Here is a 14,112-nt window from a genome sequence, read left to right as displayed (position 1 = left end):
CGCTCAGGGTGACTGCCAGGGCCCGCCATCCGCTACGGGCACCTCACCCAGATCATAAGGATTGATGCCTTCAAGACAGCCGACATTGAAACCGAGGTCACACTGGATGAGCGTGTTACCGATCTGCTTGAGCATGACTGGGCCTCCGTCGACCTCGAGCGCTGTTTATCTGGCGCGACCGCGAGCACGATTGATCGCCAACAGACAGAGGCCTACGAGCGTTGCCGCACCTGCAACCAGTAATGCAGAGGGTTGCATCGGCTGACGCGGGCCGGTACTGCCGCGTCGTTGGGGCATATCCAGTTGCCGGGTTGAAAAGGTCGATTCGACAAGCGGCGGTAATGAGCTGACGCTTTGCGCCTGATACGGCAACTCCTCGATGCTCAGACGCAGACCATCGCTCAACTCCAGTGTCAGCGCGGTGATCGTGCCAACGATTCTGTCGGGGTAAACCGGTTCGCCGGCGGGATCGAGCTGGTCATACAAGAAATTCTGGCCTTCGAGCCAGCCGACGGCGGTCTGCAGTTCAGGGCCCAGGTAGTATTTTCCGTCGAGGAAAAAGCCGGGGAATTGAGGCGCGCGCTCTACGCTTTCAATGCAATAACGCTCACCCGGTTTCATACCGGTTGCAGGGGCAATCATGGTGAATTCCTCTGATGGTTTTGCGATAGAGAACAGAGATCACTCAGGGTTCCATGCAAAGGAGGAAAGGTAGCTGTCGGCCTTGAGGCGTGCCATTCGTCCAGTGGCGGGCACTCGCGGTGGTGGAGAGTCTCTGACGTTCAAGCGCGGAATTTCCGTGCATCAGCAGGAGAGCCAGCATGGACATTGATGAGAAAGCGCCGGGCAACCAGTCTCAACAGCAAGTCACGCGCACCACGGACAATGAGACCGGGCATGATCCGCGGCGCGATGAAGCTGAGGTGCCGCTGCCGGCGGACGACGAGGCGTCGGTCGATGAAGACATGAGCGACGTGGACGCGGCCAACTCGGTCGCAAGCGAACATCCGCAGTCGAGATAATTGCAAGGCAATAAAAAACCCGGCATTTACGCCGGGTTTTTATGGCCTGCTATCCCCGCACATTCGGTCAGAGCGACGCTTTCACCTGCAGACCAAACACCAACGCATTGTCGATGTCCTGCCCGGAGAACGCGCCCGGCTCGATGATGTATTGCATGTTCGGGCGCAGGGTCAGCCACGGGGTGGCTTGATAACCGTAGCCCAGCTCGATCAATTGCTCGGCGCTGTCCAGGTTCGGGAACGCGGTGCCATTGTTCAGCGCAGCGTCTTGCAGCACATCGCGGCTGCGCGGGTTCGGCACGGCACGGCCGTAGCCCAAGGCGACGGTGTCACGCGGGCGACCTTCGAACGGTTTGTACAGAACCACGCCGGTGCCGTACCACTTGCTGAACGGCGAGGCCGCTTCGCTGGCCGCCGAGTATTGACCGAACGCGTGCAGGCTGCGGCCTTCCGACGACTCCGAGCGCCACACGGCTTGATCGACCAGCAGGTAATGACCGCCGCGACCGGACACTTCTTTGCTGCTGCCAATGCGTTTCACGTCGGAGCTGTCGTAGTAATAGCCGACCTTGTATTCGCCCGGCAGCTCACCGGCATGCTTGTACACCAGTTCGATTGGCACCACGGTGCCGGTGGTGTGTTTCGGGCCAAGATGCCAGGCTCGGCTGGAGTTGCCGTTACTTTCCGGGTCGACGTTGAACGCCGCCACGCGCAGTTGCCAGGAGGACGACAGGTCGTATTTGACCCGCACGCCCAAATGCGCGTTGGGGTAGTTGGTCCAGCCGCTGCCGCCGGACATGTTCAGCGGGTGACCGCAGAAACCAGCGTTCATGAAGTTACAGAGAATGCCGCTGTCGAGGCCGCCGAGGTCGTTGCCCATGGCCATGTAACCAAGCTTCACGTTGAGCGCCGGGGTGAACAGGCTGCGCTCGTAGCTCAATTCGGTCAGGCGCGTGTACAGGCCGCCGTAGTTTTCCTGGATCGGCAGACGGTTGCCGACGAGGTCTTCCGAGGCGCTGTTGCCGCGACGGTCGTTGATGGTCAACTGAACCTTGCCAGCGTTGTCGACGCCGTACAGTTTGCTCAGATCGAACTGCACGCCGAGCTTGATGTTCTGCGAGTAGCGCGCCGAGCGATGCAGGCCGCCGTCAGCGTTATAGGCGGTTTCGCCGCTGTAGTCGCCGGTGAACTTGACGCCTTCTTCATCCATCTGGTGACGCAAGCCACCCCAGTCACCGGTGAGGGTGCTGCGGGTCAACAGATCGGAATCGTTGTCGGCCAGCGCGGGGAGGGCAGTGGTGCACGCGACGCCCAGCAACAGGCCTTTGAACAGGTCGGAACGGGAAAAACCAACAGCCGATAGCATGTAAATCTTCCTGCAGAAAACTTGAGCAATAGGGGAAAAGCAGCGCGGCACCCGAGGGTGCCGCGCTCAAAAAAGCGTCCGCGTTTAACGTGGACGCTGGGGGTTACGGCAGAGCGTAAGCCATGACGTAGTCGCCACGATCGGTCGACTGACGCGCGCCGCCGGCGGTGATGACGATGTACTGTTTGCCGGTTTTCGGCGAAACGTAGGTCATCGGGCCGCCCTGGCTGCCAACCGGCAGACGCGATTTCCAGACTTCTTCACCGTTGCCGCTGTTGAACGCGCGCAGGTAGAAGTCCTGAGTGCCGGCGATGAAGATCAAACCACCTTGGGTCGACAGGGTGCCGCCGAGGGTTGGCAGACCGATCTTGATCGGCAAGTGCATGCGGATGCCCAGTGGACCGGTGTCTTCAACGGTGCCGACTGGAACCTGCCAGGCGACTTTCTGGGTCTTCATGTCGATCGCGGTCAGCGTGCCGAACGGCGGCGCCTGGCAAGGAATGCCGGCCACCGACAGGAAGCGGTTCTTGTTCACGGCGTACGGCGTGCCTTTCAGCGGAACGGCGCCCATACCAGTGTTCAGTGCTTCGCCACCGCCAGCCGCCTGGCCTTTGTTCTGCGACGGGATCATCTGAATCCACAGACCCAGGCGCATGTCGTTGACGAAGATGAAGCCGTGCACTGGGTCAGTCGAAATGCTGCCCCAGTTCATGCCGCCCAGCGAACCCGGGAAGCTCAGCGATTTGTCAGTGCCCGGCGCGGTGTACAGGCCGTCGTAGCGCATGCCTTTGAAGTCGATACGGCAGAGCAGCTGGTCGTACGGCGTGGCGCCCCACATGTCCGATTCGGTCAAGTGCTGAGCACCGATTTCTGGCATGCCCACCGATTTCGGCTGGGTAGGGGAGTACGGTTCGTTCGGGATGTTCGCTGCTTTGACCGGGACTTCTTTAACGTCGGTCAGCGGTTTGCCGGTGGCACGGTCGAGCACGTAGATCTGCCCGGCCTTGGTGCCGATGACCACGGCCGGTACGGTTTTGCCGTCCTTGGTGAAGTCGATCAGGCTCGGCTGCATCGGCAGGTCGAAGTCCCAGAGGTCGTTGTGCACGGTCTGGAACACCCAGCGTTCTGCGCCCGTGGTCGCGTCCAAAGCAAGGATCGAAGCACCGTAGGTGTGATCCAGTTTGCTGCGCTCGACACCATAGATGTCGGTCGACGAACTGCCCATCGGCAGGAATACCGTGTTGGTGGCCGGGTCATAAGACATCGGCGCCCAGCTGTTCGGCGTGCTGCGCACGTAGGTGCTGCCGTCGGCCGGAGCCTTTTTATCCTGCGGATTGCCCGGGTCGAACGCCCAGCGCATGGCGCCAGTGATCACGTCGAAACCACGGATCACGCCGCCCGGCATGTCTGCTTGCACGTTGTCAGCCACGCGACCGCCAACCACCACGGTGGTGCCAGCCATCAATGGCGCGGAGGACAACTGATAGTAGCTGTCCGGCACATCACCCAGACCGGCCTTCAGATCCACTTGGCCGTTGTTGCCGAAACCCTGGCAGAACTCGCCGGTGTCCGCATCGACCGCGATCAGGCGCGCATCGATGGTGTTGGTCAGCAAACGACGCTGGCAATTGGCAGCCGGCGCAGGTTTGGCTTCGATGATGCTCGAGTTGGACGGCTGAGCAATGGCGGCGGTGGCGTCGAAATACGCCATGCCACGGCAGCGCTGCCAGACTTTCGACTGTGCGTTGATCGAGTTCTTCCACAGTTCTTTGCCGGTGTCGGCATCGAGCGCGATCAGGTTGTTGTGCGGGGTGCAGATAAAGACTTTGTTGCCGATTTGCAGCGGGGTCAGCTGGTCTTCGGCGCCGTTGCCATCGCTCTCGGCGATATCACCGGTGTGGTAGGTCCACGCGACTTTCAACTTGTCGACGTTGTTGCGATTGATCTGGTCCAGCGCGGCGAAGCGGCTGCCACCTTCGGTATTACCGTAGTGCGCCCAGTCTTTTTGCGCCTTGTCCGGCTCGACCGGAGTCAGGCCCGGGCCGGTGCCGGTTGCGGCAACGGTCGGGTGAGCGACGAACATATTGCCGGCCGCCACAACCACGCCAACCGCCAGCACCGCCGCCACGGCATAAGCGCCGCGGCCCGCGACGCCACCGTTGGCACGCTTGAGCAGCGGATAGACCAGCGCCACGACCAGGCCGATCACGCTGAACATGAACAGCCGCGAGAACACCGGCCAGAACACCAGGCCAGCATCGCTCACTGCCCAGATCGCGGTGCCCACCAGGAACGCGGCGAACAACCACGCACCGGCCGGCTTGAAACGCGCGATCAACAGACCGGCAACGGCCATGACCAGGCCACCCAGCAGGAAGTACCACGAACCTCCCAAGCTGACCAACTTCACGCCGCCCGCAGCCAGCGCCAAGCCGAGCAGGGCGATGACGACGCCCAGCCCGACCAGAATGAATTTTGATATGCCCGAGAGGCTTTGACTCTGCTTCACGTTGAGTGTCCCGTTGAAATGAGGCGCGCATTATATAGTTAGGTAACTACCTAGTTAAATCACAAATTTCAACGTGAAGCGTAGTTCGCGCTTTTGACTCGCGCCTGAGGTGGCTCAAATGTTGAAAAGTCTGTCGAAATGCGCACAAAAATCGCTGTTCTGTAAGATTTATTGTGATTTTTGACAGATATAGACTGTCGCGTCTTCAGGCTTAAATCATTTGCGCCGGGTTGTAAATGCGACGAATAAGCGCCCAATAGCCCGATACAGAGCGATCAGCAGACGCATCGAGCTATATGGATATGCTTTTTTAATCTTGGAATTCGTAGTGTTTTACCGCTCAACTGGCGCCTTTTTGATAGGTGGCTATTTATGTCCGAGCGATGTGATGTGCTGGTTTTAGGCTTGGGCGCGATGGGCGCCGCCACGGTTTATCAGTTGGCGAAAGCGGGGGTTAACGTCGTCGGTATCGATCGCCATCACCCGCCGCATAATCTCGGTTCCAGCCACGGTGATACGCGCATCACCCGACTTTCGGTGGGAGAGGGTGCGCAATATGTGCCGATCGTGCGCAATTCTCATCGCATCTGGCGTGAGCTGGAGGCATTGTCGGGCGAGTCGCTGTTCGAGCAATCCGGGTTGCTGGTGTTAACGTCGAGCAGCGAGTTCGATCCTGAAGATCAGACCGACTTCACCTTGCGCACCATCGGTCTGGCGCAAACCTACGGCATCGAGCACGAAGTCTTGTCCGCCAAACAGATTCGCCAGCGCTTCCCGCAATTCGCCCACGCGCACGACTCGGCCATCGGTTATTTCGAACCGGGTGGCGGCTTCGTGCGCCCGGAGCGCTGCATCGATGTGCAGCTCAAACTCGCCGAGCAACACGGGGCGACGCTGTATAAAGGCGAGACCGTCACCGGCATCACTTCGAACGAGGAGGGTGTCACCGTCACCACCGACCGCCGCACCCTGTTTGCCAACAAACTGGTGATCAGCGCGGGCAACTGGAACGGCGAATGGCTCGGTGAGCGTTATGAAAATCTGCTGAGTGTCTACCGGCAAAAACTGTTCTGGTTCGAACTGGAGGAGGACGCCGGACTGGTGGGCCACTCGCCGACGTTCATCCTCACTCACGGCCGTGGTGACGACAACATCAACTACGGATTTCCCGCTTTATCTGGCGAAGGCAGTATGAAAATCGCCACCGCGCAGTACCACACCGCATCGGCGCCGCAGGTCATCGACCGCACGGTTTCAGCAACCGAAGCGCAGGACATGTACGAGCACCAGGTACACAACCGCATCGCCGGCGTGACCTCGACAGTCGTCAAGTCCGCCGTCTGCGCCTACACCGTGACACCGGATCGCCATTTCATTATCGACGAACATCCGTCGCTGCAGCACACCCTGTTCGTCTCGGCCTGCTCCGGACATGGCTTCAAACATTCCGCAGCACTCGGCGAGGCGTTCGCACAATGGTGCATACGCGGCTCGACCGACCTGGATCTGTCCTCTTTCTCCCTGAAACGCTTCGAAGGAACACTATCGTGAAACGCGTCGCGCTCTCCGTTGCACTGCTGGTCGCCGCCATGGGCAATGCCTACGCCGAAACCCTGAAAATCGCCGTGGTGCCTGTGCCCCATGCCGAGATTCTGGAGTTCTTGAAGCCTGAACTGGCCAAAGAGGGGGTGACGCTGGAGGTCAAAGTCTTCTCTGATTACATTCAGCCGGATCGGCAGACCGATGAAGGCTTGCTCGACGCCAACTATTTCCAAAGCAAGCCGTATTACGAGGCCTACAAAAAAGACCGCCCGAGCAGCGATCAAGTGCCTGTCGTCGCCGTGCACATCGAACCGTTCGGCGCCTACTCGAAGAAGATCAAAAACATCAGTGAACTCAAGGATGGCGCGACCATTGCCATTCCCAACGACCCGACCAACTCCGGTCGAGCGCTGCTGCTGATCGCCAAGCAAGGCCTGATCACACTCAAAGATCCCGACAACATCATGGCCACGCGCCTGGACATCGTTAGCAATCCCAAACATCTGAAGTTCCAGGAACTGGAAGCGGCCATGCTGCCGCGGGTGTTGAATCAGGTTGATTTGGCCCTGATCAACGCCAACTACGCCCTGGAAGCCAAACTGGTGCCGCACAAAGACGCGCTGTTCATCGAAAGCTCGGAGTCGCCCTACGCCAATTACCTGTACGTGCGTCGCGACAAGGCCAACGACCCGGCGGTGCAGAAGCTGGGTGCACTGCTCAACTCGCCGCAGGTGAAGCAGTTCATTCTTGAGCGTTATCACGGTGATGTGGTGCCGGCGTTCTGATTGACTTGGGAGCCGTCAGTAGATCTGACGGTTCTCAGCTCCCTCAAGCGTTCTCTTCAATCCCTCCAGGGAACCATTCTCTATCGGTATTTGCTCAGTGGCGGAGTGAGCCTATCAGGACAGGTGACCGACCAAAGGCATATAAAGATTGTTTGGCTAAAGGCTATCATCTCGCCATTAGCTCAAGCGGAGCCCCAATTGACCGGGTTATCGCCTGCACTCCCTTGAGCCTTCAACAAGGAAGGTTGCGCATGGTCGACGTCGTCCAGCTCGTCACGCCCCCCGAGGCCCCCGCCCCCAAAGAGCTGAAAATTCTTGCCACGTTGGTGACGAAGCTCAACCTTGCGGATTTTCAAAACGCGATCCCGGTGTTGCGCGAGTTGCGCATTTCCAACGAAACAGCTGAGCGTTTCACCAACGCGACACTGACATTGAACTCGTCACCAGAAGTGCTCAAGCCAAAGGTCTGGCGTCTTGACGAAATAGCCGCCGAAGCCTTCCGCGCGATTCCAGGCCTGGATCTGGTGCTGGACGGCCCATTGCTGAACCGCCTGACCGAAGCGGAGATGTCCACCTTCACCTTCACGCTGGAGGCAGATGACCGGGAAAACCCGGGTGCAACCAAGGAAATTGCCCGGCTGGAGCAGGTGGTTGAGCTGATGCCTCGCAATCAGTGGGGCGGTCTGCGGCACATTCCCGACATGACGGCCGCGTTTGTCCAACCTAATGAGGCCGCAGTCGAGCGCCTGCTCAAGCAAGCTGCCGAACTGCTGCGAATGAGCGATAAGCCATCGGGGCTCAATGGTTACGAAGGTGGCGCCAAGCGAGCCTGGCAACTGGCCTCGGCAATTTGGGGCGCAGTCGCCCGATTGAAACTGGACTATGCATTGCCGCCTGCCAGTTTTGAGCAGTGCGGGCAGAAAGTGCGCAGTCCCAGTCAGATCACCGACTCCGGGCTTGCTACTTGCCTCGATCTTGCTTTGTTTTTCTGTGCCGCCCTTGAGCAGGCCGGGCTAAATCCCGTAATGATTTTTACTGAAGGCCACGCCTTTGCCGGGCTCTGGCTAAAACCGGAAGAGTTCACCACCACGCTGGTGGATGACATCACTGCCGTACGCAAGCGTGTGAAGCTCAAAGAACTCGCGTTGTTCGAGACTACGCTGCTGACGCAACATCCGGTGCCGTCCTTTTCCTACGCGGTAGAGCGAGGCAATCAACAAATTGCTGAAGATGCAGAGGCCCGGTTCGAGATGTTGCTGGACATCCGCCGCGCACGACTGCAACGCATCAAACCGTTGGCGAGTCCTGAGAGCCAAACTGCGCGACTGATTGCGATCGATTTAGAGGAAGAAGGACCGCCACCGTTGCTGGTGGAGGAGGCCGGACACCTCTCGGATGAAACCGGCGCTTTCGAAGCCGAGGATATTTCCAGGCTGGATCCCGCCGACCGTTTGGGGCGCTGGCAGCGCAAACTTCTCGACCTGTCTCTGCGTAACAACCTGCTCAACTTCAAGGCGGGCAAGCGTGCGCTGAAACTTGAGGCCCCTGACCCTGGCGCATTGGAGGATCTGCTTTCCAGCGGCCAGCGTCTGCGCTTGCTGACCCGCCCCGACCTCATGGATGGCGCCGATCCTCGAGAGAAAGCACTTTATGAGCAGCGCGAGCGTGAAGATGTAAGGCGTCGTCACGCCGAAGACGCGCTCAAGCGCAAGGAAGTGTTCGTCGCACTTTCTAACGCAGAAATGGATGCGCGCCTCACCGAACTCTATCGCAGCGCTCGTACCGCCTTGCAGGAAGGCGGGTCGAACACGTTGTACCTGGCGATTGGTTTCCTCAGTTGGACCCGGGAAGATCGTGGCGGCCAGCGCTACCGTGCACCGTTGGTCCTGGTGCCTGTGAGCCTGGAGCGCAAAAGTGCGCGCTCGGGATTTTCAATCGTATTGCACGACGACGAGCCGCGTTTCAACCCGACACTTATCGAAATGCTGCGCCAGGACTTCGAGCTGGGGCTGGGCTCGCTGGAGCACGAGCTGCCTCAAGACGAGTCCGGCCTGGACATCGCCGCCATCTGGAACAAAGTCGGCCAGGCGATCAAAGACGTCCCGGGCTGGGAGCTGAGCGAGGATGTCGTCCTGTCGATGTTCTCTTTCGCCAAATACCTGATGTGGCAGGATCTGGCGCAGAACGCTGAGCATTTGCGACAAAGCCCGGTGGTCCAGCACTTGCTGGACACGCCTCGAGATTCTTTTGTGTCGCAAACACCGTTCCCGGAGGCCGCGTCGCTGGACCGCGACTTTGGCCCCACGGAGGTGTTCTGTCCGCTGCCTTCTGACTCCTCACAGCTGTGCGCCGTCCTCGCCGCCGCGAAAGGCAAAGATTTTGTGTTGATCGGCCCTCCGGGGACAGGCAAGAGCCAGACCATCGCCAACATGATTGCCCAGTCGATTGCACAGGGTAGTCGCGTGCTGTTTGTCTCCGAAAAAATCGCCGCACTGGATGTGGTTTACCGACGCCTGAGGGAAATCGGGCTGGGCGAGTTCTGTCTTGAATTGCATTCGAGCAAAGCGCGCAAGACCGAGGTATTGGCGCAACTGCAATCGGCGTGGGAAGCCACAGGGCAGATCGATGCAGCGGCCTGGGAACTGGAAGCACAGCGCCTCGCGACCTTGCGCGACAGCCTGAACATCTACGTGGAGCGCCTGCATCGTCGCCATGGCAACGGGTACACGGTTTACGATGCCATCGGGATTGTCACCTCTGGCATCGACGAACCGGTGGCGCCAGTGGCCTGGATATCGCCAGCGTTCCATGATCAGAAAGACATGCTTGAGCTACGTGAGCTGGCTGATCGTCTTGAGGTTAACGCGCAGGCGGTCGGTTACGGACAATTGGCCGGTCATGTGTTTTCGTCAGTGGGTCAGGCGCAATGGTCCCCTCACTGGCAGCAGCAGTTTGTCCAGGCCGCACGTGATGTCCTGCCCTGCGCGCAGGATGCACAACGCAGCGTGGATCGATTCGTTGAACTGGCCGGGTTGCCGGCGACCTCATCCACGCCGACAGCGCTGGAAGGGCTTACGCTCCTGTCGCAAGTGCTGTCGACGGCCGCCGGCCATGACTGGCGTTTTGCGCTGCGTGCGGATGCCCGTTCACTGGCCCAGCAATTGTCTGAAGGCTGTACGTGGATTGAACAGCATCGAGCCATCAATACCCGGCTTTCTGCGCTTTGGCCATCAAGGGTAACGACCGACGTCAAACGTGGTGTCGAGTTGTTGTTGCTGCGCCGCAAGACTTTTTCCGAGCTGGGCAATCCGTGGTCGGCGGACGTCATCGACAAACTGCAGCAGGCCGTCGCACAGCTATGTCATATCGACGAACTCACTCAAAAACTTTCCGTGAGTTATGGCGACGCCATAGAGACGATTGATGTCACCCAGCTCCTGCATGACTGGAATGAAGCTGAGCAAGCGATCTGGCCCAAGTCGTGGCTTGGCCGTCGACGTATCACTGGACTGCTCAGCGCAACCCAGACCACTGCCGGAGAGGCTGACGTAGGTAGGGATCTCAATCTCTGGGTTGAAATACGTGCCACGCGCGCCAGCATTGATGCTCTGGATGTCGGGCAGCTCTGTGATCCCGTGTGGAAGGGGTCGAAATCTGAAAGCACTCACTTGACGCTTGCCGTCGCACTGCAGCAAGCGGTGCAACTGCAGAAAGACGAAACGATGTGGCTGGACGAAGGCTTTCAATCGATCGAACAAGGCCATTTGGGAGAAGTTCTGAAGGCCGAACTCGAGCGGTTACGTTCGCTACGCAATCTGGATCAACAGATCGCTGAACTGTCGTCTTTGAAGGACCAGACCGAAGCGCTGTGGCAAGGTCTGGGGTCCAACACCGACAGGTTATCAGCAGCACTGCGCTTCCAGGCTGAGCGACGTGAAATCGAAGACCGAGGCCGTTTGACCGATGACCATCCGGATGTGGAGGAGGGCCGTTGCGGCCTGACCCTCAAGGCTGATTTCTTTCTGCTTAAGGAAAGGGCCGCGCTTGAGCGAAACCTCGTAGAACGGGCGGACCTGAAAGAAACGGTGCCACTCTGGCAAGACCTCAAGAGCAACATTGAACACGCTCGCCAAGCGGTGGAGTTCCAGCGACAGCTCGCAACGGCTATCGCCAAACTCGCACTCAGCCCCGAGCAAATCGTGGCGTACAAAGCACCGCTGCACAGTCTTCTGGGTGATGGAAACGCACTGCTGGAAGCAGAAGGGGCGATCAATCTGGCGGGTGTCAGCCTGCGCGAGAAACTTGCCCTGCTTGGCCGCAGCGCTGCCGAGCTGACCAGCATTGGCCACTTCACTGAATCGGGTATCGGCGAGGTCGCAGAGCTGTCGATCGAGCGGCTCATATTCAATTGCGAGTCGGTCATCTCATCGGAGGCTCGCCTTAGAGCCTGGTGTGCCTGGCGCAAGGTCAAAGACGAGGCGTTGGCGAAGGGGCTGGCGTCGATAGTCAGTGCCCTTGAGAACGGCGCGATAGCCCCTGGCAAAGTCCGTCGTGTGCTGGAAGTGAACTACGCACGCTGGTGGCTTAACGCGACCGTGGATAACGAGGAGGTCATACGCTCATTTGTCAGCGCCGAGCACGAGCAGCGCATCCGCGACTTCCGCACACTGGACGACAAGTTCATTGCCTTGACCCGTGACTGGCTGCGTGCGCGGCTCTGTGCGGATTTGCCCAGTCAGGACAGTGTCAGTCGCTCCTCCGAGTGGGGTTTGCTTCGGCATGAAATGGGTAAAAAGACCAAGCACATCCCATTGCGCGAGCTCATGAGCCGTGCACCGGAAGCACTGACCAAACTGACCCCATGTCTGCTGATGAGCCCGCTTTCCATCGCCCAGTATCTACCGCCGGCCTCGGCTCCTTTTGACCTGGTGATTTTTGACGAGGCCTCGCAGATTCCAGTCTGGGATGCGATCGGTGCTATGGCTCGCGGCCGCCAAGTGGTCATGGTCGGCGACCCGAAACAGCTTCCACCGACCTCGTTCTTTGATCGCGCCGAGTCGACGGCAGAGGACGAAGATGTCGAGTCGGATCTGGAAAGCATCCTCGATGAATGCATCAGCGCGAACCTGCCAACGCGCAACCTTAACTGGCACTACCGCAGTCGCCACGAAAGCCTGATTGCCTTCTCCAACGAGCGCTATTACCAGTCCAAGCTGGTGACGTTCCCCTCGCCGTTCACCACTGACCGCGCCGTGAAACTCTGCCCGGTCGCCGGTGTGTACGAGAAGGGTGGGTCGAGAACCAACCCGATTGAGGCGCGCGCGCTGGTGGCCGACCTCGTTGCCCGGTTGAAATCAGCGGACTTCCGCGAGTCAGGCCATACCGTCGGCGTCGTGACCTTCAACGGCGAACAGCAGAAACTCATCGAAGACTTGCTGGATGATGCCTGCCGTAAGGATCCGTCTTTAGAGCCTTACTTCGCCGAGTCAGAGCTGGAGCCGGTGTTCGTTAAAAACCTCGAGAGCGTTCAGGGCGACGAGCGAGACATCATTTATTTCTCGATCACCTACGCCAAAGATGCTGCCGGCGTGATGTCGATGAACTTCGGCCCGTTAAACCGCCAAGGGGGAGAACGGCGGCTGAACGTCGCCGTCACCCGCGCACGTCAGGAGCTTCGGGTGTTTGCGACGCTGCGCCCCGAACACATGGACCTGGCGCGGACACAGGCGATCGGCGTACGTGACCTCAAACACTTCCTCGAGTTTGCCGAGCGAGGCCCGCAAGCACTGGTTGAAGCCAACTTCGGCAGCATCGGTGGTTTTGATAGCCCCTTTGAGGAAGCCGTGGCGGCAGCCTTGGTCAAGAAAGGCTGGCAAGTTCATACGCAAATCGGCGTGTCGTCGTTCCGTATTGACCTGGGTGTCATCCATCCGGATTTGCCGGGGCGCTTCCTGGCCGGTATCGAATGCGATGGTGCAACCTACCATCGCAGCGCCACCGCGCGGGATCGCGACAAACTCCGCGAATACGTGTTGCGCGGCCTCGGCTGGGAAATTGTGCGCATCTGGTCGACTGACTGGTGGGTCGACGCCCTCGGTACCGCAGAAAAGGTTCATCAGCAGCTGACCGAGCTACTGACGCAGTCACGTGCCAAGCAAGCTGCAATTGATGCAGCGCATGAGGCTGAGCGTCTCGAAGTGGATGCTGCCGTGGCGCAGGTGCTTGAGGTCGTGGATGAGGTGGGCCAAGCCCCTGCCGAAGATGATTTCCAATGGGGTGTACCGGATGTAGCCGCTGCGCCGCAGCAATATGCCCGGGCCGCCGTCCCGCGTTCGAGCGAGGCTGCTGAGATCAGAAACATCCCGGTTGATTACTTTCTTTTTCGAGAAGTCGACCCCAAAGAAGCCGTCGAAACGGTCGATCCAGAGCAGTTTTTTGAGGCGGGGTATACCCCCATCCTTGAGCAAATGATCGAGTACATCGTCAATGAAGAAGGACCGGTCCTGGATACGGTCCTCGCTCGGCGCATCGCCCGCACGCATGGCTGGGTAAGGACTGGCGCACGTATCCGCGATCGCGTCGATCAACTGGCGAAGGCTCGGTTCAGGACGCATGAGGAAGATTCGCTGGGTGTTTTCTACTGGCCAAGTCATCTGGAAGCCGATTCAGACGTGGCTTTCAGACGCGCCGGGGCCGATGAGGCGAGAAGCGTCATGGAGGTCTGCCTGCCTGAACTGTGCGCGCTTGTCACAGAGCTGATCGAGGCAGGTCACCAGTCCGAAGCGCTTATTTATGCAGTGGCCAAAGAGATGGGCATTCAGAAACTGGCCCAAGCGGGGCGGCAGCGTATCGAGACGGCGGTGCGCCACGTGAACGGGGAGAGCTAGT

Annotated in this window: 8 protein-coding genes; 4 read left to right on the top strand and 4 right to left on the bottom strand. The window is 59.3% G+C overall.

The features are described from left to right. Positions 1-3 precede the first annotated feature (3 nt). The gene (locus ACZZ0B_RS11580; RefSeq protein ID WP_463545232.1) at positions 4-135 is read right to left on the bottom strand and encodes a hypothetical protein; all 132 of its coding nucleotides are present in this window, start codon (positions 133-135) and stop codon (positions 4-6) included. A 30-nt stretch (positions 136-165) separates the two neighbouring features. Further along, positions 166-642 (bottom strand): hypothetical protein, encoded by a 477-nt coding sequence (locus tag ACZZ0B_RS11575; RefSeq protein WP_008077423.1) that lies wholly within the window; start codon positions 640-642, stop codon positions 166-168. 179 nt (positions 643-821) lie between these two features. Here ACZZ0B_RS11575 and ACZZ0B_RS11570 point away from each other — a divergent pair, with 179 nt between their 5' ends. Then, complete coding sequence (locus tag ACZZ0B_RS11570) at positions 822-1,022, top strand: hypothetical protein (protein ID WP_008077425.1); 201 nt, start codon at positions 822-824, stop codon at positions 1,020-1,022. A 67-nt stretch (positions 1,023-1,089) separates the two neighbouring features. On the opposite strand, the gene ACZZ0B_RS11565 is transcribed toward ACZZ0B_RS11570, so the two are convergent. After that, positions 1,090-2,388: a carbohydrate porin gene (locus ACZZ0B_RS11565; protein ID WP_463545231.1), complete on the bottom strand. Its 1,299-nt coding sequence runs from the start codon at positions 2,386-2,388 to the stop codon at positions 1,090-1,092. Between the two features lie 103 nt (positions 2,389-2,491). Further along, on the bottom strand, positions 2,492-4,897 hold the full coding sequence (locus ACZZ0B_RS11560) for a glucose/quinate/shikimate family membrane-bound PQQ-dependent dehydrogenase (RefSeq protein WP_463545230.1): 2,406 nt from the start codon (positions 4,895-4,897) through the stop codon (positions 2,492-2,494). Positions 4,898-5,269: 372 nt separating this feature from the next. Here ACZZ0B_RS11560 and solA point away from each other — a divergent pair, with 372 nt between their 5' ends. The 3 genes from solA (at position 5,270) to ACZZ0B_RS11545 (ending at position 14,111) form a co-directional block, all read left to right on the top strand. After that, on the top strand, positions 5,270-6,448 hold the full coding sequence (gene solA / locus ACZZ0B_RS11555) for an N-methyl-L-tryptophan oxidase (protein ID WP_463545229.1): 1,179 nt from the start codon (positions 5,270-5,272) through the stop codon (positions 6,446-6,448). Further along, a complete protein-coding gene (locus ACZZ0B_RS11550) occupies positions 6,445-7,224 on the top strand; it encodes a MetQ/NlpA family ABC transporter substrate-binding protein (RefSeq protein ID WP_158831011.1) in 780 nt (259 codons plus the stop codon). The genes solA and ACZZ0B_RS11550 overlap by 4 nt, the downstream gene beginning before the upstream one ends. A 251-nt stretch (positions 7,225-7,475) precedes the next feature. Continuing rightward, positions 7,476-14,111 carry a DUF3320 domain-containing protein gene (locus ACZZ0B_RS11545; RefSeq protein ID WP_463545228.1) on the top strand — a complete coding sequence of 2,212 codons (6,636 nt, stop codon included), beginning with the start codon at positions 7,476-7,478 and terminating at the stop codon, positions 14,109-14,111. The last annotated feature ends 1 nt before the right edge of the window (position 14,112 follow it).

The organism is Pseudomonas sp. AC247, from assembly GCF_979258015.1.
The sequence above is the reverse complement of the archived record's forward strand: the minus strand, read 5'-3'. Positions and strand labels throughout refer to the sequence as shown.

Excerpts from the sequence above, each read along its gene's own strand:
- ACZZ0B_RS11580 (WP_463545232.1), bottom strand. The coding sequence starts at position 135 with ATGCTCAAGCAGATCGGTAACACGCTCATCCAGTGTGACCTCGGTTTC.
- ACZZ0B_RS11575 (WP_008077423.1), bottom strand. The coding sequence starts at position 642 with ATGATTGCCCCTGCAACCGGTATGAAACCGGGTGAGCGTTATTGCATT.
- ACZZ0B_RS11570 (WP_008077425.1), top strand. The coding sequence starts at position 822 with ATGGACATTGATGAGAAAGCGCCGGGCAACCAGTCTCAACAGCAAGTC.
- ACZZ0B_RS11565 (WP_463545231.1), bottom strand. The coding sequence starts at position 2,388 with ATGCTATCGGCTGTTGGTTTTTCCCGTTCCGACCTGTTCAAAGGCCTG.
- solA (WP_463545229.1), top strand. The coding sequence starts at position 5,270 with ATGTCCGAGCGATGTGATGTGCTGGTTTTAGGCTTGGGCGCGATGGGC.
- ACZZ0B_RS11545 (WP_463545228.1), top strand. The coding sequence starts at position 7,476 with ATGGTCGACGTCGTCCAGCTCGTCACGCCCCCCGAGGCCCCCGCCCCC.